Source organism: Paenibacillus sp. JT22N15, from assembly GCF_059383755.1.
The window spans coordinates 457284-478745 of the sequence record NZ_JBXENV010000001.1 but is presented as its reverse complement, the minus strand read 5'-3'; the positions used below and the strand labels follow the sequence as shown (position 1 = coordinate 478745).

Genomic DNA, 21462 nt, shown 5'->3' with positions numbered 1-21462 from the left:
AATAGATGATTTATTCAGATTCTAATGCTCTTTCAAAAATAATAGCTAATGTCTTATAATAGAATGTGAAGTAAATTATAGGAAATGAGTAGGGAGGAATCTTTTTTGCTTGAAATTTCAGCATCCTATGTCGATTCGCTTGCTCCGAATGCTGCCGCAATCAAGAACGGGCAAGGACTCGTTAAGAAAAACAGCTTTGTGCAATTAAACCGTTCCGAGGCAGGGGAGCTATTGTTTGGGAAATGCTCAGGCAGCGGCAAGTCCAACTATGAGTGCTCGGTTGACTTTGTCATCCCAGAGAAGCCGACCTTTCGCTGCACATGCCCCAGCCGCCAATTTCCTTGCAAGCATGGCTTAGGCTTATTGTATGCGTACACGGATGGATTGTCCTTTGAAGTGGCGCCGATTCCTGAAGATATTATAAGCAAACGCGAAAAAGCAGAAAAACGCGTTGAAAATAAAGCACAAAAGGAAAATAGTGATGAGCCGCCAAAACCGAAGAAGGTGAACAAGACAGCCCTGAAGAAAAAAATAGCTTCCCAGTTAGAGGGGCTTGATGTGCTGGAAAAGCTCATTCTTTCGCTCATTCGCAGCGGCCTTGGCACCATCGACAGCAAAATGCTTAAAGCTATCCAAGAGCATGTTAAGCAATTGGGCAACTATTATTTGTCGGGCGCGCAGGTTGAGCTGCGGCGGTTTGCGCTGCTGCTCGCCGATCAACGTGACCGGGAAGCGAGTTATACCGATGCGGCGGAACAGCTGACCAGGCTGCATGCTTTTATCAAGAAAGGACGAGCTTATCTGCTCTCCAAGCTGGAAGATCCGGAGCTTGCGCTGGACCATACGTCAACAATTGAGGAGTGGCTGGGCCATGCCTGGCAGTTAACCGAGCTGAAGGAATTTGGCCTTGTAACAGAACAAGCAGAGCTGCTGCAGTTGGCCTTCTACAGCTATGACGATGATGCCCGACAAGAGTTTGTAGATGTCGGCTATTGGCTTGAAGCGGCTAGCGGCGAAATTCACCGCACCGTGCAATATCGCCCCCGCAAAGCGGCAAAGCATATGCGCGAGGACGACAGCTTTTTTGAAGTCGCTCAGGTGCCTTCCTTGTACAAGTATCCAGGAGATATGAATGCCCGGGTGCGGTTTGAGGAAATGGTGCCGAGAGCTGTGACAGCTGCTGATTTGGCGAACGTATCTTCCAAGGCGAACGGTACTTATGCAGAAGCGGTCAAGCGTGTAAAGAACCAGCTGAAAAACCCGCTCGGCGACAAGTCGCCAGTTATGCTGCTGCACGCCGCCAAAGTCGGAGCAACCGAAAGCGGGCAGTTTGCGCTAATAGACGAAGCGGGAGGACAGCTTGTGCTGGAGGATGCTGCAGCGCTGCCGCAAGGCACCGTATCTCTGCTGCCTTACCTGAATGACACTCAACTGAAGGACTGCTGCGTTCTGGTCATGTTTGAGCACCGGATGGACCAAGGGCGGCTTGTTGCCCAGCCGCTGACTATCATAAAGGGTGAAAATATAACCCGGCTTTTATACTAGCTTCTATTATCAATTTAGGGGGACAACCCATGAGTACAGCGTTATTGCAAGAGCTTCATCAAGAGGTAAGAAGGCTTTATATTGCCGGGAGCGACCTGGCTGCGGGAGATTTTCGTTTGAAGCGCCTTCTGCCGCAATTCGAGCAGCTAGGCGAACGCGCAGCCATTTTCAAAAAATTGGGAGAGGGCATTGCAGCGCTGCTTGAATCAGCCGAAGGCACGGGAGCAGCCGTGAAGCTGCAAGAGCTGGCCGTGCTGCTAGGCTCCGTGCTGTACACGCAAGGCCATACAGCGGTGGATGGCGAGGTTTTGGATCTGGCAGGCGGAGGGGTTCCATTATCCACAAGCTACTCCTATCGCAAGCTGGCCGAGGTGCAAAAGGCGCTTTCTACGACAGGCAGCGGCCGCTACGAAATCGTGACCGATGCTTTTGCCGAAGGGCTGTTCAACGATTTGCGCCTATTTCCATTTGCGATACGTGCACTGGACGATCCCTATTCCGAAATGGCCGAATTTGCCATGGATAAAATTTTGCCCTCCTATGGCTCAGCGGTAGTTCCGTATTTAATCCAATGCTTTAACCGTTCCGGCGGCAAAAGCGATGTGCGCAAGCTGCGTGTTATTTATAAGGCAGGTGGTGCAGCGGAGCTGGAGCTCATCTTTGATGCGGCGGAGAATGGGGCAGATGAAATTAGGGTCGCTGCCATTGAATGTCTTGCCGCTCATGAGGAGTATGCCGATGCCTTAATAGGCTGGACGCTGGACAAAAAGAAGCCCATTCGTGAAGCGGCTTATGCCGCCTTGGCAGCAGGAGCTTCTGCGCAGGGCACAGAGCGTTTATTTGCGGCGTTTTCTGGAAAAGACATCGAGCTTGCGGCAGAAGCGCTCAACAGCTGGCCCTCTGAGCCGCTGACGGAAAGGCTTATTCCCCTGTTTAGGGCAGAGCTGGATCAGGCTCCAGTGAATAATAAGGATGAGAAGGCTAGCGATAAAGCGTGGGCGAAAGTCCAGCCGTTTTTGAGAGCGTTCGAATATGTGCGCATGCCCCAGCTTGAGGAGCTTTATGATCAGATTGTGCGTGAAGCGGACCGTTTCACCGCTTTAAGCTGGATCACGCTGCTGGACAAAGCAGCGCAATATTTGGAACAAACGAATTCCATGGAAGTATTAAGCCTGCTGCAGGAGCTGGATCACAAAAATCATCGTTATTTGCCGTATTCATTCCGCATGGCGAAGCGCCTTTTGCCTCCTGAGGAAGTATACATGCATTATGTGGGTTCTACTGCGAGCAAGCTGAAATCGGTCGTCACCAAAGCATCAAGCGCTCGCGAGCGCCAACTGCTCGATACGATGGAGTATATGGTAGGCAGCTATGACTACTACAATGGGGAGATAAATACTGCAGCGCCGCTGGTTGAAGCTTGGGATGCCCGCTGGCTGGACTGGCTCATCGATCGTAAACATTTGGAGCTGGTCGCTGTTTTTGCACGTCCCGGGCACAAGAGGGTAGAAGAATTTCTACTGCAGAGCCTGCAAGAGTGGAAAGAGAAGAAGAAAAGCGGTTTAAATACAATTGGCGTGCATGTTTTTAAAGGATTGGAGCATGCCGGAGTGGAAGAAACTCGGCGCCTCGAGCTGTTGATGGAGATTTTGGAGGATTCAAAGGACAAAAGCCTGTACAGCTTCTCCGTTTATCTGTTCCATTTGATGTTTCATTTCCCTAAGAGCTATGCTGACCGTTTGGAAGCTATTCTTCCTAGCTATAGATATGACTGTGCGAGACAACTGGAAGAAATTATCGGCTTATTGCGAAAATAAGGGGGCTGCCCTAACGCTGAATGTTCAACAGCCTATTTAAACTTAAAGGAGATGTACGAATGACAACAGATCAAGAACAGCTTCAGGATATGATGCGGCTGCCGGCAGAGGTTTTGTACAGTCACGAGCTGGAGGCGCTGCGCAAGGCGGACAAAGGGAAAATTCCGGCAGGCTGGCAAATGTCGCCTCGCTCGGTGCTGACGTTCATCATTGGCGGCAAAGCCGGCAAGACAATCATTACGCCTAAATATATCGGCAATACCCGCTTAATTGAGATGGCGATTGCTACGCTTGTTACGGACCGCGCCTTGCTGTTAATTGGGGAGCCGGGCACCGCCAAATCATGGCTGTCGGAAAATTTGGCAGCCGCGATCTATGGCAATTCCGGGCTCGTCGTGCAGGGAACTGCCGGAACGAGCGAGGAGCAGGTGCGTTATTCTTGGAACTATGCCATGCTGCTGGCTAATGGGCCTACGCCTGAGGCGCTTGTGAAAAGTCCGATTATGCGGGCGATGGAGGATGGCGGCATTGCCCGCTTTGAGGAAATTTCCCGCTGTGCGTCGGAGGTGCAGGATGCGCTCATTTCGATCCTTTCCGAGAAGACGATATCGGTGCCCGAGCTTGGAAAAGAGACGAGCGCCCGCAAAGGATTCTCGATTATAGCGACAGCCAATACCCGGGATCGCGGAGTGAATGAAATGTCTGCCGCGCTCAAGCGCCGGTTCAACATCATTGTGCTTCCGGCACCATCGGATCTAGAAACAGAGCTTGAAATCGTGAAAAAAAGGGTCGGCGAAATTGCGGCGTCCTATGAGCTGGAGGCTTCCCTTCCAGCAGACGAGGCGCTGCTCAAGGTGGTTACGATATTCCGCGAGCTGCGCAGCGGCATGACGCTCGACAAGAAAGAGAAGCTGAAATCGCCAGCAGGTGTCATCTCGACTGCGGAAGCGATCTCTCTGCTGACCAACAGCATGGCGCTGGCCGCAAGCTTCGGCAGCGGGGAGCTGACAGATAGCGATTTGGCTGCCGGTCTGCAGGGCGCCATTGTCAAGGATGATGATAAGGACAAGCTCGTCTGGAAGGAATATTTGGACAACGTCATGAAGAAGCGGGGAGCGGAGTGGCGGAATTTGTATCAAGCGTGCAAGGAGATGAACGAGTGAATGTAAATGCTGACGATCAGGTGTTTATTTTCGGAGTGCGCCATTTGTCTCCTGGCGGGGCGAAGCAGCTGCTTGAGTACCTGAATGAGCGTGAGCCGACGGCGGTGCTTATTGAAGGCCCCTCGGATGCGACTGGCGAGATCAAGCACTTGACACATGCCGCTACTGAACTGCCCGCAGCCATATTAGCCTTTACCGAAGAGCTTCCCGTGCGTACGGTGTTATGGCCCTTCGCTGTATATTCGCCGGAGTTTCAGGCGATGAAATGGGCCAAGGAGCATGGCGCATCCGCGGCATTTATTGACCTTCCTTCTTCCGTGACGTTAGCGCTGCAGGATGCACTCCGGTCAAAGGGAAAGGAGCCTTCTGCTGTACCTGAAGGGGAGGAGAAACGCTCCATTTACAGCCGGATTGCCGAGCTTGCGGGTGAGAGCGATTATGATATGTATTGGGAGCGCAGCTTTGAGCATAATGCCAATCCCGGCGCATACCGGGAAGCCATTCTCGCTTTTTCGGCGGAGATGCGAGAGCTTGGCGAGGCGAAGGAGCAGCGCGAGCACCCGGCTGAGCATGCCTATAATGCATTACGGGAGTCTTATATGCGGCGGCAAATCCAGCAAACGATTGCGGCAGGTCATGACCCCCAGCGAATCGTGGTCGTCTGCGGCGCCTATCATGCTGCTGCACTAGCGGATTTGACAGCGGCGATGAGCGATGAAGAGGCAGCGGGACTGCCATCCCGCAGCACCAAGCATACGTTAATGCCTTACTCTTATTATAAGCTGTCGACGATGTCGGGTTATGGTGCCGGAAATGATGCGCCCCACTATTTCCAAATGATGTGGGAGGCGATGGAGGGCGGAATGCTGGAGCAGCTTCCACACCGTTATCTCGCCTCGGTTGCCAGACTTGTAAGGAGCGGGGGCACTCACCGCTCTACCGCCGAGGTGATTGAAGCTGTACGCATGGCAGAGTCACTCGCTGCGCTGCATGACGGCAGCGCGCCTACTTTGCGCGATCTTCATGATGCTGCTCAAACGCTGCTCGGGCATGGAGAGTTATCTGCTGTCGCTGAGGCGCTGGCAAGAGTTGACGTGGGAACGGCGATAGGCCGCTTGGCAGAGGGAGTGAGCCAAACCCCTATTCAAGATGATTTGAACCGGCAGCTAAAAAGATTAAAGCTGGAGAAGTACAAGACGACGGTCGCCAGCACCCTAACGCTTGATCTTAGAGAAAACCGCAGGGTCGCTTCAGTGGAAGCTGCCTTTTTGGACTTAAACCGTTCCATCTTATGCCACCGATTGCTATTGCTTGGCATATCTTTTGTGAAGAGTCAGCCAAGCGGTCAGGAAGGAGCAACCTGGGCGGAAAATTGGCTCATCCAGTGGTCGCCGGAAGCTGAAATTCAAGTTGTGGAAGCGACGCTGCTCGGGGAAACGATTGAAGTAGCGTGTGCTTATGTGCTTCGTGAGAAGCTTCTTGCCTGCCGCTCTATTGAAGAAGCTTCGGCGCTCATTCATGTTTCCTGCTGCTGTGGAATGACCTCGCAGATGGAGGAGGGCAGCAGAGTGCTGCAGACGCTGGCTGCCGACAGCCGCGATGTCGTGCAAATTGCAGCGGCGGCACGGGGATTATCGATGATTATTGGCTATGGCGATATTCGCAAGGTAGATACACAGCCGCTTATTCCGCTGCTGGAGCAGCTGTTCCACCGCGGCTCCTTATATTTGCTGGATGGTGCGGGCTGCAATGATGAAGCGGCAGGCAGCATGATTACGGCGATAAACGAGCTCAACCGCATTTCGCAGGATCATAGTGAAATCATTGACGACAAGCAGTGGGTGCAAGAGCTGCTGCATTTATCGGAGCGGGATGACCGAAATCCCAAATTATCCGGCTTCGCCTGTGCTATTTTGATGGAACGGGGTGCGATTACGGCGGAGCAGTGTGCTGCAGAAGTTTCCCGGCGTCTTTCCCCAGGCATTACGGCTGATCTTGGTGCAGGCTGGTTTGAAGGGCTATCGATGCGCAATCGCTACAGCCTGCTCTCACGGACAAGCTTGTGGGAACAGCTGAACCATTACATTAATTCGCTGCAGGACGATGAGTTTAAGCGGGCGCTTGTCTTTTTACGGAGAGCGTTCAGCTCCTTCTCTTCAAGGGAGAAGACGATGATCGGCGAGCTGCTGGGCGAGCTGTGGGGAGTAAGCGGGGAGCAGGCCGCAGAAATTATAACAGGTGAGCTAATGGAGGAAGAGATAAAAATGCTGGACGATCTGAATGATTTTGACTTTGAGGATCTTTAACATATGGAGGAAAATCGGAAAGAAAATACAGTATCGCGCTGGCGGCTGATTTTGGGACAAGAAGCGGAAAGCCAATTGGCTAGCTGTAACGAAGACGGACGGCTTGCTCTTACGGAAGAGGAGCTTATTATGGATGCGGCGCTGGCAGCCATTTATGATGAAAGCGGTGCGGCCGGCAGTACGAAGGGCGGCTCAGGCACTGGAGCTGGAAGAGGGTCAAGTACAGGCCACGGATCGCTTAACCTGTCCAAGTGGCTCGGCGACGTGAGATCGTTTTTTCCAGAGGATGTCGTATCTATCATTCAAAATGATGCGATGGAACGCAAAGGCTGGAAGCAGCTGCTGTTCGAGCCGGAACTGCTCGCCTCCGTAAAGCCGGATATTCAGCTCGTGGGCACGCTGCTGTCGCTTAAGGGGAAAATTCCTGAGAAAACGAAAGATACGGCGCGCCTGCTTGTGAAAGCGGTAGTAGATGAACTGGTGAAGCTGCTGGAAACGGATATTCGCCGCGCGGTGACGGGAGCGCTCAACAAGAGGCAGCATTCGCCGCTGCCGTCCCTGAGCGGTCTCGACTGGAAGCGGACCATTCAGCGGAATTTGAAGCATTATGATACGGAGCGGCGGGTAATCATACCTGAGAAATTTTATTATTTTGACAGGGCGCAGCGAAGCAGGGAATGGACGGTCATTATCGACATTGATCAGAGCGGCTCTATGGCCGATTCGATTATTTGGGCTTCGGTTGTCGGCTCGATCTTTGCCAGCATCCCGGCGCTAAATACTAGAGTAGTCGTATTTGACACAGAGGTTGTAGATTTGACCGAGCAATGTGCCAACGATCCCGTCGATATGCTGTTCGGCATTCAGCTTGGCGGCGGCACGGATATTCATAAGTCGGTCAAATATTGTGAGCAATTTATTGAAGAGCCGAAGAAAACACTGTTCATTATTGTCTCCGATCTTTATGAAGGCGGCAATCAATCCGGGCTTATTCGCCGAATGCGTGAAATGCGGGAATCGGGTGTGCGCACGATGTGCCTGCTCGCTTTGTCGGACAAGGGCAAGCCATTTTACGACGAGGGACTTGCGAAACAGCTGTCACGCGACGGCACGCCGTGCTTTGCCTGTACGCCCGCCTTGCTCCCAGACCTTGTGGAAGGCGCACTGAAAGGACAGGATTTGGCAGAGCTATCGAAGCGGATTGGGACTTTGTAAGGCAGAAGCGGCAGCCTATAGCCTATATGTTTCTGTAAATGGGGATTTAAATCTACTAAAGTTTATAGTCGTATTATGTATATAAAAGTTGGCCCATTTCTTTCTTTTTTAATGAAAGAAATGGGCCAAATATTGATGATCGAAAGGTTGCGTTTTCCATGAAACAATCAATTGCTGCTCTGTTAGTTTCTTGCCTATTATTCTTATCATCCAGTGCAAGCGTTTCGGCAGAAAAGTGGAGCAAGTTGCCAGCTCCTCAATGGACACAAGGGACTGGCTCTGATTATCTGGAAGTAAAAAAGGACATTCATGTGTTGCCCAACAAAAAAACAGTTTATATGCATATGCAAGATGAAAAAGTTTATACCAAAGCATGGCCTTATGATACTCTGAAGGCTGTTGATTTAGACACAGGGAAAATTAAATGGACATATCATTTTTATAAAGCGGGCATTGGTTATTTTAATACAGATAATTCTTTTTTATACGCTCCCAATGGAACGGTGTACGCCTACTTTGAATGGGAAAATGTTCTCTTTTCAATTCATGCAAGCGGCAAAGAAAATTGGATGATTCGACTTCCAGATCAAGGAAAAATGCACTTAATGAAAGATGGCACATTGCTGCATGTCGTTTCTACTTCATCTAAAGCTGGAGAGGAAACAAGTACGGTGTATGGATATAATAAGGAAGGTAAACAATTGTTTAAAAAATTAATTAAAGGGACTGTTGCAAAAGTATCAGATACTTTAATTATAGTAGAAAATCATTCGGCATCCTTTACAGATTTTAAAGCGGATATCTACAATTCTTCGATGAACAGAGTTTTTCGTTATAACTTTCCGCAAGGCTCTTATACAGATCTAAGCTATTCTCTGCTGTTATCTAATGGGAATATTATTTTTAGGGCTAATTTGAACAAAACAGGCAATCGTCTCATAGCCCTTTCATCAAAAGGCAAGGTGTTGTGGGGACGTGATATTCCAGGAAACTCAGAGATCATTGCAGCCGGAGACAATTATATGGTTTACTTAAATAAAACGGTCTCATTGTATAATACAAAGGGACTTGTAGCAAAGCAAACATTTAGTAATTTGAATACTGAAATTCCGATATATCCATTAGCAGAAATTACAGGAGACGATAATATATTATTAAATCTTAGAACAGCTCAATATGTTCTTGATCAGAAAAAATTATCTGTACTTCAAGAGTTCGTACTAAATGATACTGATGCTGAGATCATTTATTATAATGACAATACTGTATTTTCTCACTTGAAAAAAGCAAATAAAATAGCTAAATATAAATTGAAATAGAATCTACACGGAAAGGGCACTCCGTGTCTTTTTTATTTTTTCAATACATCGAATATGGTATGATAACGGTCACGAGTCAGAGCGACTAGAAGATAAGCTTTCAGACAAAAAGGAGATCAAAATCATGTCTAGCATTATAGCGAAACCATTTGATAAAGAAATGCAGAACACACTCGGCGAGATTACGACGACCTATCATGCAAGCGAATTGAGCCAGAAGGACCAAGCGGAGCTGCCGGAAAACATTTATATAATTGAAACAGACGAGACGATGGTCGGATACGGCGTCATCTGGGAATATGCGAGCGGCAAGCAGCTGATCGAAAAAGCGGAAAAAGATTATTTTAGCGATGACGAAAAATATTTGGAAAAAGACTTTTATATCGACATTAAAAATAAAAAGGATTTTGTTTTTATCGAAGCGCTCGATGTGCTGAAGGAATATGAAGGCAAAGGCCATGCGGCTTCCTTTATCAATTGGCTTAAAGCGAAATATCCGAAAAAGAGAATGTATGTGTACACGCTGGATAAATCGCGCAACTTCTGGTTTAAGCAAGATTTTGAAGTGCTCGGCACGACAGCCTGGATGACCTATAACTAGCCGATGAACATTGAATTTGAAAATCATACGATATCGTTTCATGTTCAATATGGCAATCGGGAAAAGAAAATCTCCATTCAGATCGAGCCTTCAGGCTTCATCACGGTTAAAGCGCCGAAGGCGGCAAGTGAAGAGGTCATTAAACGGGCCGTCGGGCAGCATGGCAAATGGATTTTGGAGCAGACGCGGCATCTTGGGGAGGCTAATAAAGCGCCCCAAACGAAGCAATACCAAGATAAAGAAAAATTTCTCTACCTTGGCAAAGAGCATTTGCTGCATGAATTAATCGAGACAAACGGTTTAACAGAGGAGGAGCTGCGAAAAAACCTCAAAAAGTTTTATTTTTCAAGCTGCAAAAAAATAATTGGCGAACGTCTGCCTATTTATCAGGCGCAGTTGAAGGTAAAGCCCAAAACGGTTGAAATCGTAGAGTCCACGACGAAGTGGGGAAGCTGCAGCGCAACTAAGCATTTGACCTTCAATTATCGTCTGGCGATGGCGCCAATTGATGTCATTGATTACGTCATTATTCATGAGCTTTGCCATCTATTCCATATGAATCATGATCGTTCCTTTTGGCGGCGCGTAGGCAGCATTATGCCGGATTATAAAGAAAAGGAACAGTATTTGGCCAAATACGGAAGCTTCATGACGCTCTAATTTAGTAGGAGAAAAGAACGCCATATTGTTTGAAAAAGCCCATAATCGCAGCCTTGTCCATCCGCGAGTCCGGCAGGTCCTCTGGATAATAAACGCCGGGGGCGAGCGGTTCAATTTCAGGCATCAACAGCAATTTCTCGGCTTGGACAGCAGCTCCCAAAGCGGTAAGGTGAGTCTGGCCAAGCGGGTCCGAAATGGCGATTCGCCGCTCTACCAGGCGTCCATTAGGGTCGTGTCCCTTTAGGTGAATAAGCACATGATGGGCGCTGCCGGTACCTGGATTGTAGAGCAGACGCTGTCTGAACGAGCGGAACCTTTTTCCACTGATTATCTTCCATATGCCGCTGTTAACGAGTCCCACAAGCAGAGAGGTGGATGCTTTGCTGTCGAAGGAGATGCGGAAGCTGGCTGTGTGAATATGGCTTGCCTTAAGCAGTGTCACATGATCAGGGGTGTCCAGCCGATAGCATTTTGCCTTGTAGCCATTGGGAAACTGGACCTTCACCGGATCGGTCATCGGATGGACAAGCCGGTTTCTTCCCGCTTCCGTAATATGAAAGGGGATGGTCATCCGATCCATGTATGCGGTAGAATCCGGGCCTGCTTTATCCTGCAGGGAGTAGAGGGCATGGATATCGACAGCTACGTTGTCAAGCGAATCGGCATGCAGCATAGCGAATAGCGAGGCCGTTCCTGCCATCCAGCCCGAAGACAGCACGACAGGAGCATGGAGCTCCACCTTTCTCAATTTAGCAGAAGCCTGCTCGAATAGCTCCGTCCAGCGCGTCACGTCGATAAACGGGATTTTTCTTCTCACGGCAGCAAGAAGCAGCTTATCCTGCAAATCGTTGACTGCGCTAATGATGAGCGAAATATGCTCGCCTGCATGCTGGAGCGGATCTTCCGCATTCGTATCTACAACGGCAGTATGTACGCGTTGAGACTCGAAGGCTTTCGCTTTCTCCGGTGACCTTCCTCCCAATACTATTTCCAAATTCGCATGCCGCTCAAGTAAAATGTGGGCGATCTGCCTGCCAACTTCTCCATATCCCCCAACGATAAGAACCTTGTTTCTATTCATAAAATGAACCTCCGATTAAATGTTTATATGTTTAAGTTATTCAACCTATAGCCGTTTGAAAAAGGAATGGCAGCAAGCTAGCCTCATATTGGCACTAGCATTGGCATTCCTCTTCTACGAATTGGACAAGCTGTTTCATAAGCGCAATCGCATCATTGATTTCAAGCCGATAATACATTTCGGTTCCTTTTTTCTGAACGGTAAGCAGCCCTGCCTGGCGCAATATTTTTAGATGATGGGAAACGGTAGGCCGCGACATCGGAATATGCTCAGCAATTTGCGTTACATTCATACTGTCTTTATCGATTAGCAGCGATATAATTTGCTGGCGAACAGGGTCCCCCAAGCCTTGAAAATAAGGGCTTAAACTTTCAAAAATGTGAATCGCTTTCTGATTGCCGATAAATTCGCTCATGGCTCCACTCCTCCGCTATATGGTTTAATTGTTTAAACATATCGCCAAGTATAATTCATTTCAGACAAAAATTCAAATCAACACAAAATGTCACAAAAACCAGCCTCTCCTCGTTATATGGGCAAATGGATTTACAGGAGACAAGGGGCTTGCTTAATGATGCGTATGGACGCCTAATGGTGTGCTTGATATGATCGATACAAGTAGTGCAGGCAAGCATAGATGGGGGCATGCGAAGTGACGGAGCTTTATGAACGGTACAAAAATCTTTTATTCCAGCTGGCGTATCAGCTAACCGGTTCGGTATGTGACGCGGAGGACGCAGTTCAGGATGTATTCATCAAGCTTCAGCGAGTGGACCCGGCGCGGCTGCAGGAGCCAAAGGCGTATTTATGCAAAATGATGACGAATCATTGCTATGACCTGCTCAAATCTGCGCGCAAACGCCGGGAGCAGTATATTGGGCCATGGCTGCCCGAGCCGCTGCAAATGAACGCTGAGGATGGATTTGAAGCCATCATCCGCGGTGAACTGCTATCTTATGCGATGCTTGCATTGTTAGAGCGTCTATCTCCGGCCGAGCGGGCGGTATTTGTGCTCAGAGAAGCGCTCTCGTTCGATTATGCCGCTATAGCGGAAATTACGGGCAAAAGTGAAATGAACTGCCGCAAGCTGCTTAGCCGGGCCCGGGGAAAAATGGGCGTTTCGGAGCAGGAGCTTGCGGGGGCAGGCGCAGTTAGCGACGAGTGGGCGCAGCAATTTCTCACAGCTTTGTCCGAGGGTAAGGTCGATACGGTGCTGTCTATGCTTGCTGAAGACGCCATGCTGCTATCCGATGGAGGAGGCAAGGTGAGTGCCGCTATTCGTCCGATCCAGACGAGCGAGCATGTGGCGCGTTTCCTGCTGGGCATCATTCGCAAGGCAGGCGAAGGAGAGGACGATCGCTTCAGCATCGAAATCAAGCAGCTGAACGGCCAGACCACCATCATGTTCAGGCAGCAAGCGCGCATAACCTCCGCCGTATTCCTCCATATGAAAAACAAGCTGCTGCAAAATATTTATATTATCCGCAATCCGGATAAGCTGGAGCGATTGAATCAGCAGGCCTTATAGTGAACAAATAAAGAGATGGGGAGCAGCCGCTTCCCGTCTCTTTATTTGTTCAGGCACGTGGCTTGCCGAGATGGGAAAGCTCATTACCAGCTAGCGGTATACTTTATACCGAACAAAATATGGAAGCCTTTTACATTGACAGCATACACTAAATTAATTACTCTAATTAAAGTATATAAAATAAAGTATAAGGTGGAGTGGAGCATGAAAGCATTTTTGAAAAACAAAATTGTAATCGGCGGCATTTTTATGATGGTTTTTTATCAGATCGCGATGATCGGGATGTTTATGTACGGGTACAGCGCGGTACCGAAAAACCTGCCTGATCTCACGGTGGCGATTGTAAGCGAGGACGAGCAGACCGGAGCGAAGATGGTTGAGCAATTGAAAGAGCAGCTGCCATTCCATATCAATACTGCTCTTAGTCTGGAGCAGGCTAAAACCGAGCTGGACAATCGCAACGTCCATTTAATCGTGCATATTCCGCAAAATTTTACGCAGCAGCTTTCGCAGCCGGGTGAACAGGCCCAATTGGATTTTTTCATGAATGATTCTAATCCGGCAACGACAAGCAGTGCGATGCAAAGCGTGGCTGATCAAATTTCCAGCAAAATGGTCGCCCAAATTCAGACGCAAAGCTTTGAAGGGCTTTTGCAAAATATGAAGCTGCCTGAAGATCAGGCGAAGCAGACGGTGGAAGGCGTCATGACCAAAGTATCTCCTAATATGGTTGTGACCAACCCGAAGCCTGCCGGCATGCACAATCAGATGGCACCTATGTTTCTGGCGATGGCTGGTTATGTTGGGGCCATGATTTATTCCATGATTAGTGTTGGCGCCTTGCAGCAGTTGAAAGGGCAGCTTGGCAAATGGAAAGCCTTTTTCAGTTTGCAGGGCCTTAATGCGCTGCTGGCCTTGATCGTTCCGCTCATTGGCTTGACTATTTATTTCTCCATTCATGGCTATGGTGCCGAGACTTTTCTAAAAGTGTGGATGGTGCACGCCCTTGAATTATTTACCGCTATTTCGTTTACGAGCATCTTCTGCATGCTAGCCGGCCAAGCGGGCATGCTGCTTAATATGCCGCTGCTGCTGTCGCAGACCATCGCAGGCGGTGCGATGATGCCGCAGGAAATGATGCCAGGCTTGTTCAAAGCCATCAGCTACATTTCTCCGATGTTTTATACGATTCAGCTGGATTACAACCTGCTCTTCGGCGGGGGGCAGACGTCAAAGTATTTGCTAGGACTCGCACTAATTGGTGTTGGAGCTTTGCTGATCAATACGCTGATTCACCAATTTAAAGGGGTTAAAACAACGACCGAGGAAAATACGACTGCAGCGCAGCCGCAATTCATGTAAAATAAAAGGGTTGGCAGGCGGTTAGCAGCTTGCCAGCCCTTTAAGCTAGTGATGGAGGCGAAGCAATGACCTTGCAAATTTTTATTCTTGGAACGTTGAGCGAAGCGGAAAGCCATCCGTATGATATAAAAAAACGGTTGCTTAAGTCGCTCGGCAATACGATTCCCATAAACGATGGAACGCTGTATTATCAATTTGATGTGCTGCAAAAAAAAGGGCTTATTCAAAAGCTTGAGGTCGTCCAATCGGATAATCGTCCAGAAAAGACGACTTACGGCATTACAGATAAAGGCCTCAAAGCGCTGGAAACCGAAATTTATGCCGCTTATCAGAACGTCACGAACATAACGGCTTTATATGCTACGCTTTTTTATTTGGACAAGATCGATAAACACAAGCTGGCTTATTTGATCGAGGAAGCGATTGACAAGCGCCAGGCTAAACTCAGGCTGATTGAGGAAACCGATCTGGATACGCTGCAAATTCCGCAGGACAAGCAGCAGCCGCTTGAGCTGCTGACGGACCATGCCTACCATTTGATCCAGAGCGACGTCGCTTGGCTGCAGAAGCTGCTCGTTTATGTACGAAGCGGATAGGCCCATCGTGGATAAAATTCAATATTTGTCGCAATTTAATCTGCTTCATTCCTTGTCGATGGAAGATTTAATCGAGATGGAGGAGCTGACCGTCATTACGCCTTTTCCGAAAAATACATTTATTCAGACGCCGACATCCTTTGCCGAAGGACTTTATTTTGTGAAAAGGGCAAGGTGCGCTTGTATCAGGTTAGCGCGGAGGGCAAGCAGTTCACCTCGGATATTTTGAGCGAAGGCAATGTATTTGGGGAAATGGCGATGATTTCGTTTGGTACGCGGAACCATTACATTGAAGCGGCCGAAGACAGCCATATTTGCTTAATGGACCCGAAGCGATTTGAAAATTTTTTGCTGCATCGGCCCCGGTTTATGCTGTCACTGCTTCAAGTATTAAGCGAACGCTTGAACGGAATGAGCCTGTTGACGCAGCATTTGGCGCTCGGGAACCTGCATGATAAAATTTTGCATGCGCTTATGCGGCTCGGCAAGGACTTCAGGCCTTACGAGCGCGGGCGAATTCACTAAAATTAACTTTTCGCTCTCGCATCAGAAATTGGCTGGCATCCGTCCGTATGCAGCAGACCCTCATTTTGGCGTGCGCGAAATCGCTTGGATGGCCGTCAGAGAGCCCATTATTCGCGAATTAAGCGCAGCATTGGCTTGTTTCAAGGGCTGGGTAACGGATGCCGATCCCCATATTCGGCGGTTAGACATTGAAGCGACGCGCCCGGTAGGCGTATGGGCCAAGCATATTGCGGCTTTAAAGGAAGAGCCTGCTCCTGTTTTGCCGCTATTGGAGGCTGTTTGCTCCGACCCGGCAAAATATGTGCAGGATTCGGTAAGCAATTGGCTGAATGATGCTGGCAAAACGAATCCGGATTGGGTGCTTCAGGTTTGCAAGCGTTGGCAGGAGCAGTCCGAATCGAAGCAAACGAAGCGGATTGTAACAAGGGCAACACGAAACCTGCTCAGCCTATAATAACAGCTCCCGCAGCAGGAAGCGGGTGAATCGTATTGATGAATAGCATGCGCATTGGGCACATGCTATTCTTTTCAACTTTTATTGAGAAGGTTTATCATTTATAATGGGGGAAAAGCGGTTTGGCTACAGTAGGGGAGAAGCAGTGTGAAGCTGGGTGAGCATATAGCCGTATGGAATCATACAGCGGTAAAAATATTTGATATCAGACATATCGTCATGAATGCGGGGGAGCGTCTGGGCGACTATCGTTTTCCTGCTAGCGGTTTTTTGTATGGGGTAAAAGGTGCAGCGAGCTTGCATTTGGACGGCCAATTTCATAAATCACGGCGTTTTTATTTGCTGCATGGCGCAAAGGGCATGCGGCTGGAAATCGAGGCCCAGGAAGAGTTTGAATTTTATTTGCTGTATTATCGGGCAAAGCTTGCTTTCTCTGGCTGGAGGGAAATTCGGCAGCTGCTGGAGCGCCGAAGCCCTTTTGAAATGCAATATGGGTTTGAGCCCGATGAACCGCTGGCTATGCTCGTGCTGATGTCGACGATGAATCAGACGCTCAGAAATGAAGGAAGTCTCGGCAGCGTGCAAATTAAGGGGCTCTTCTACCAATTTGTGCACGAGGTGCTGGGCCAGCTGAAAACAACGGAGGCGGCCGTCAGCGAGCCGGATCTTGTGACTCAGGTGATACGTTTTCTGCACGAGCATTATCAGGAGGGCATCTCGCTGGATGAGCTTTCCAATCGCTTTAATTACAGTCCGCGGTATCTGTCGATGAGGTTCAAGAAGCAGACGGGCGCAAGCCCGATTGACTATCTTATTCAAATTCGCATTAAGGAAGCGAAAAAGCTGCTGCTGGAGACGGGTGCCACACTTCGCGATATCGCGGCATATGTGGGTTATGCGGATGAATATTATTTCAGCCGTTTATTTAAGAAGCAGACGGGCCTATCGCCAGCGCGTTTTCAGGCCAAGGAGCGAGGCAGCGGCATAAAGGAAGATAGTCCATTCGGCAGTACCAAATTGTCCATTGGATCGTACGAACAGCAACGTTATAGTATGGATGGTGGTGATAATCATTATCAATATTATGGCGGAGGGTTTACAAATATGAAACGAAATAAAAATTCAGCACTAGTATTGAGCGTGCTGCTCAGCTTGACGCTGCTGCTTAGCGCTTGCTCAGCGGGAGGAACCAATGCGGGTTCAAACACATCCCAGACTACGACGAACGTAACAGCAACTTCTGCGGCCAATGCCGATACGGCTGGTGAAGCGAGTACAAGGACCATTTCCACTGTAAAAGGAGATGTTGTTGTGCCAGCGGAGCCGAAACGGATCGTTGTGCTGTATATGCTTGGTGATGCGGTTGCTCTTGGCATTAAGCCAATCGGTATTTCTGAGGTTTATGATGGAGCAGCCTTCTCTGAGCAATTGGAAGGTGTGGAATCGCTGGGCCACTGGAATGAAGCGAACCCGGAGGCGGTTATGGCGCTTGATCCGGATCTGATTATTGCCAATTCCGAGGATAATTATAGGATGCTCAAGGATATTGCGCCGACCGTGCTTATTCCAGCTGATCAAATCTCGACAGAGGAGCGGATTAAGAAGCTTGGCGAAGTATTCGGCAAGGAGAAGGAAGCGCAGGCGCTGCTGGACAGCTTCCAGAGCAAAGTAGAAGAAAGCAAAGAAAAGCTTCGCACAGCGGGCTTGCTGGACAAGACGATTACGATTGTCGAAGGCGGCAATAAAGAAATGCTGGTCATTGAAAGCAAGGAGTACGGACGGGGCTCGCAAATCGTCTATGATTATTTAGGCATGAAAGCGCCGGAGATTATTCAGCAGAAGATCGATAAGACGAAAACGGTAGAAAGCGAAATGGTATCCATGGAAGTGCTGCCACAATTTATGGGTGATTACGTGCTGCGCTCCTCATGGGAGGGGATGGACGACCTGTCTGAGCATGCCGTTTGGAGCAGCTTGCCTGCGGTGAAGGCTGGAAAAGTCATCGAAGCTGATTTTGGCTTATTTTATTACACCGATCTTTATTCCTTGAATACGCAGCTGGATGTCATTACGAACGCTTTGCTGGCGACCACAGCGAGCAAGTGACCGTAAGGCGGCTATGTTGAAAATAAAACGTTCTGCTCTTATCATTCAGAGCAGAGCGTTTTTTATTGTGGCAGGTCGCCGCCTGCATACCATTTTTTATACTGGACACTGCTTATTAAATCATCCTGAATTGGTTGCCGCTAAGAATGATTATCAATTATAATGGGGTTAAATATAATCGTTCGGATGGGCTTGCAATAGAGGAGTGGAGCGGCAGTATGCAATTAAATGAACATATACGATTATGGAACCATGTTTTCATTAAAATAATTGATATTCGCTATTCGGCAATGGACAAAGGGGAAGAGCTGTCCTCTTATCGGCTGCCAGCTAGTGTGTTTATGTATACGGTGCGCGGAAGCGCGAAAATCTGGCTGGACCGCCAAATGCATTTGGCCAAGCGATTTCATATTTTTCATGGCGGCAAAGGCATGAATCTGGCTATTTTAGCAGAGGACGAGCTGGAATATTATATGATTTTGTACAAGCCGACACTTGCGCTGCCAAGCGCACAGGATTTGGCGAAGCGGATAGAGAAGGATAACCCTTTCCATTATCAATATGCGTTTGAGCCCAGTGCTCCGCTTGCTTTATTCGATAAAGTCGAGCGTCTGTATGAGGAGTGGAGGCAGGAGACGGGGCTTGGCAGGCTGCAGGTGAAGGCGGGCTTTTACCAGTTCGTGTATGAGCTGCTCTGGCAATGGCATCAGCAGGAAATAGACCCGATTCGGCCGGACTTGGCAGCAATGGCCGTTCGCTATATTCATGAACATTACAATAATCCGCTCACGCTGGAAACGATCGCTGCGGCATTGGAATGCAGTGAAGGGCATCTATCGAGATTGTTCAAAAATAAAACAGGCAGCAGCCCTATGCATTACTTAGGCCTGATTCGCACCCAGCGAACGACGCAGCTGCTGCTGCGGACGGATGCCACCTTGCAGGAAATTGCCGAAAATGTAGGCTTCCCGGATGCCCATTCTTTAAGCCGCAGCTTCAAAAAATATAAGGGGATTTCTCCAGCTCGATATAGAGAGAAGGTTGGCATGGAAGGGAAAGGTCGGGATTTGCCCTTATCGATGCAAGGAATTGTCGTTCTGCAGCCTCCGTTTTATCCTTATAATGATATTGAAAATCATTTTCATTATCGGACAGGGAGAGAATTATTGATGCAAAGAAGAACGAAAATAGCAGTTATGGCTTTAGTGATGTGTTTTACCTTGCTCGTAAGTGCATGCGGGGGAGCAGCAAATACAAGTGTCAGCCCTTCGGGTTCTGCGCCTAACCAGTCGGCTGGTGCTGCAAATGCGGAGACATCGCCTGCGGCTCAGCAAGCGGAGCCACAAGCCGCGACCCGAATCGTAGCTACGCCTAAAGGAGACGTAGAGGTGCCTGCCAATCCGCAGCGAGTTGCCGCTGATCAATATATGGGCCATCTGCTGAAGCTGGGCATTATTCCAGTTGGGGTCAGAAGTTTTATGTTGAATGAGGCCTGGCTTGGGGATTCCGGCATTTCGCAGGATGTACTGGATGGCATAGAGGATTTGGGCGGTTTTCCAATGAATTTGGAGAAGCTGACTTATTTGGAGCCGGATCTCATTATTGGCTCTATTGATGAAAATATTGAGCAATACGAGAAGGTAGGCACGACGGTGTTTCTGCCTTATTGGGAAGAACTGAAGACAGCAGGACCGCTGGAGAAATTCCGGAACGTCAGCAAAATATTCGGGAAGGAGAAGGAAGCCGAACAGTGGATCACAGAGTATGCTACAAAGGTTGAAGAGGCCAAAGCGAAAATAGCCGGAATCGTCAAGGAAGGCGAAACGGTCTCCATCGTTCAATTCGGATACAAAGCCTTGTATGTCATCGCGGCTGAGGGCGGCAATTATGGCAGCTCGACCATTTATCAAATGCTGGAGCTGCCGCCAACCCAGCAGGCGAAAGATATGAAGGATGGTTTTGCAAGTATTTCATTGGAGGTTTTGTCTCAATATACGGGCGATCATATCTTCTTATACGGGGCAGAGGACGAAGGAAGCGCGGAAATATTGAACAGCGAGCTGTGGAAGCAGTTGCCTGCCGTGCAAAAGGGCCAAGTATATAAATACGGCACCTTTGGCGAAAACGGCGATGAGTTCGTTATGGAAGATCCGTATTCTCTGGAGCTTCAACTGGAGAAAGTCGTCAGCGTCATGACGGCGAATCAAAAATAATCGGTAGAAAGCCGCCAGTCCTGTTTAGAGGATTGGCGGCTTTTTCACGCTGGGATAAGGACGTCGGATTAATCATCTAGCAGTTTGACTAACAGCTAAGTGGCAGGGTGCGATTTTAACCTTCCTGTTTAACGAACAAGGTGCTCGCTAATAGGGAGATCGTTTGCTGATAAGTGGCGTGGGCGGAGGGAACATCGCCAAAATGCCCGCCCATTTGCAGATGGATGACACCGTGGAGGGCGCCCCAGACGAGGCGGACAATTTCTATCGTATCCGTCGGTGCCGCCGCTGATAAGAGACCCTGCTGCTGGGCGCTGCCGATGACATGGATTAATTGCCGCATAGCCGTCACGGTGCCCTGCATGCTTTCCTCATCCGGCTTGAAATCGCCGAATGCTCCGCCAAACATCAGCTTGTAGTAGCTGGTGTAGCGCTGTGCAAACTGCCAGTAGGTTTCGCCTAAAGCGAGCAAATGCGCTCTCGGGTCGGCTAGTGCAGGCGTTGCTTCAAACTCGCGAGCCATTATTTTGCAGCCATCGAGGTACAGCTGCTGGGCTAGACCCTCTTTATTCACAAACAAGCTGTAAATGATTTTGGTGGAGCAGCCCATTTTCTGTGAAACTTTACGAACGGTAACCGCCTCAGGGCCTTCCTCCTGCAAAATAGTAGCCGCAGCATCTACGACGAGCTTGCGGAGATTTTCGGTATTTTGCAGCCGTGCTTCCTGGTAGGTTTTCAGCTCGCGTTTATTCGTATTAAGGGAACGATCCTGTTCACTCATTTTTATCACCTTCGTCTCGGTCAATCTGTTTTTAATCAGAAACAGAGTTTCCAAATTGCTTACCCAAATTCTATACAGACGGGGAGGGCTTGTCAATGCGAATAAACAGCAGGCTGGAAGCGGAGTATGGTGGAAGGTCGGCCGAGCAGCTTAGAAACCGGCTGTAGAGGAATTTTATTTATTGATAAAA

General features: G+C 48.9%; 17 protein-coding genes and 1 pseudogene. 15 read left to right on the top strand and 3 right to left on the bottom strand.

Annotated features, from left to right (window positions below):
* Positions 1–105: 105 nt before the first annotated feature.
* From AC50X8_RS02110 to AC50X8_RS02075, 8 genes are all read left to right on the top strand, one after another.
* Positions 106–1545, top strand: coding sequence for an SWIM zinc finger family protein (locus AC50X8_RS02110; protein WP_494878370.1), 1440 nt, complete (start codon positions 106–108; stop codon positions 1543–1545).
* Between the two features lie 29 nt (positions 1546–1574).
* A complete protein-coding gene (locus AC50X8_RS02105) occupies positions 1575–3362 on the top strand; it encodes a HEAT repeat domain-containing protein (RefSeq protein WP_494878368.1) in 1788 nt (595 codons plus the stop codon).
* A 59-nt stretch (positions 3363–3421) separates the two neighbouring features.
* Positions 3422–4525, top strand: coding sequence for an ATP-binding protein (locus AC50X8_RS02100; RefSeq protein ID WP_056030074.1), 1104 nt, complete (start codon positions 3422–3424; stop codon positions 4523–4525).
* The gene (locus AC50X8_RS02095) at positions 4522–6831 is read left to right on the top strand and encodes a DUF5682 family protein (RefSeq protein WP_494858019.1); all 2310 of its coding nucleotides are present in this window, start codon (positions 4522–4524) and stop codon (positions 6829–6831) included. The genes AC50X8_RS02100 and AC50X8_RS02095 overlap by 4 nt, the downstream gene beginning before the upstream one ends.
* Positions 6832–6834: 3 nt before the next feature.
* Entirely contained in the window at positions 6835–8046 is a 1212-nt protein-coding gene (locus tag AC50X8_RS02090; protein ID WP_494858021.1) for a VWA domain-containing protein, read from the top strand.
* Positions 8047–8204: 158 nt separating this feature from the next.
* Positions 8205–9365 carry a PQQ-binding-like beta-propeller repeat protein gene (locus AC50X8_RS02085; protein WP_155972769.1) on the top strand — a complete coding sequence of 387 codons (1161 nt, stop codon included), beginning with the start codon at positions 8205–8207 and terminating at the stop codon, positions 9363–9365.
* Positions 9366–9489: 124 nt separating this feature from the next.
* Positions 9490–9966 carry a GNAT family protein gene (locus AC50X8_RS02080; RefSeq protein ID WP_494878366.1) on the top strand — a complete coding sequence of 159 codons (477 nt, stop codon included), beginning with the start codon at positions 9490–9492 and terminating at the stop codon, positions 9964–9966.
* A gap of 3 nt (positions 9967–9969) precedes the next feature.
* Entirely contained in the window at positions 9970–10626 is a 657-nt protein-coding gene (locus tag AC50X8_RS02075) for a M48 family metallopeptidase (protein ID WP_056030060.1), read from the top strand.
* A gap of 1 nt (position 10627) precedes the next feature.
* On the opposite strand, the gene AC50X8_RS02070 is transcribed toward AC50X8_RS02075, so the two are convergent.
* Both AC50X8_RS02070 and AC50X8_RS02065 read right to left on the bottom strand, forming a co-directional pair.
* Positions 10628–11707 carry a saccharopine dehydrogenase family protein gene (locus AC50X8_RS02070; protein WP_494878363.1) on the bottom strand — a complete coding sequence of 360 codons (1080 nt, stop codon included), beginning with the start codon at positions 11705–11707 and terminating at the stop codon, positions 10628–10630.
* A 94-nt stretch (positions 11708–11801) separates the two neighbouring features.
* Positions 11802–12122 carry an ArsR/SmtB family transcription factor gene (locus tag AC50X8_RS02065; protein ID WP_056030054.1) on the bottom strand — a complete coding sequence of 107 codons (321 nt, stop codon included), beginning with the start codon at positions 12120–12122 and terminating at the stop codon, positions 11802–11804.
* Between the two features lie 237 nt (positions 12123–12359).
* Here AC50X8_RS02065 and AC50X8_RS02060 point away from each other — a divergent pair, with 237 nt between their 5' ends.
* From AC50X8_RS02060 to AC50X8_RS02030, 7 genes and pseudogenes are all read left to right on the top strand, one after another.
* Positions 12360–13235 carry an RNA polymerase sigma-70 factor gene (locus AC50X8_RS02060; RefSeq protein ID WP_494878360.1) on the top strand — a complete coding sequence of 292 codons (876 nt, stop codon included), beginning with the start codon at positions 12360–12362 and terminating at the stop codon, positions 13233–13235.
* Positions 13236–13439: 204 nt separating this feature from the next.
* Positions 13440–14597 carry a YhgE/Pip domain-containing protein gene (locus AC50X8_RS02055; RefSeq protein ID WP_494878354.1) on the top strand — a complete coding sequence of 386 codons (1158 nt, stop codon included), beginning with the start codon at positions 13440–13442 and terminating at the stop codon, positions 14595–14597.
* Between the two features lie 65 nt (positions 14598–14662).
* On the top strand, positions 14663–15193 hold the full coding sequence (locus AC50X8_RS02050; RefSeq protein ID WP_494878352.1) for a PadR family transcriptional regulator: 531 nt from the start codon (positions 14663–14665) through the stop codon (positions 15191–15193).
* A gap of 174 nt (positions 15194–15367) precedes the next feature.
* Positions 15368–15718, top strand: a complete 351-nt coding sequence (locus tag AC50X8_RS02045; RefSeq protein WP_494878350.1) for a Crp/Fnr family transcriptional regulator — start codon at positions 15368–15370, stop codon at positions 15716–15718.
* Positions 15719–15740: 22 nt separating this feature from the next.
* Positions 15741–16172 (top strand): annotated as a pseudogene (locus AC50X8_RS02040) (DNA alkylation repair protein); the annotation flags it as partial.
* A 147-nt stretch (positions 16173–16319) separates the two neighbouring features.
* A complete protein-coding gene (locus AC50X8_RS02035; RefSeq protein WP_494878348.1) occupies positions 16320–18278 on the top strand; it encodes an AraC family transcriptional regulator in 1959 nt (652 codons plus the stop codon).
* 146 nt (positions 18279–18424) lie between these two features.
* The gene (locus AC50X8_RS02030; RefSeq protein WP_494878346.1) at positions 18425–20491 is read left to right on the top strand and encodes an AraC family transcriptional regulator; all 2067 of its coding nucleotides are present in this window, start codon (positions 18425–18427) and stop codon (positions 20489–20491) included.
* A gap of 115 nt (positions 20492–20606) precedes the next feature.
* On the opposite strand, the gene AC50X8_RS02025 is transcribed toward AC50X8_RS02030, so the two are convergent.
* Positions 20607–21272 (bottom strand): TetR/AcrR family transcriptional regulator, encoded by a 666-nt coding sequence (locus tag AC50X8_RS02025; RefSeq protein WP_056030032.1) that lies wholly within the window; start codon positions 21270–21272, stop codon positions 20607–20609.
* Positions 21273–21462 lie beyond the last annotated feature (190 nt).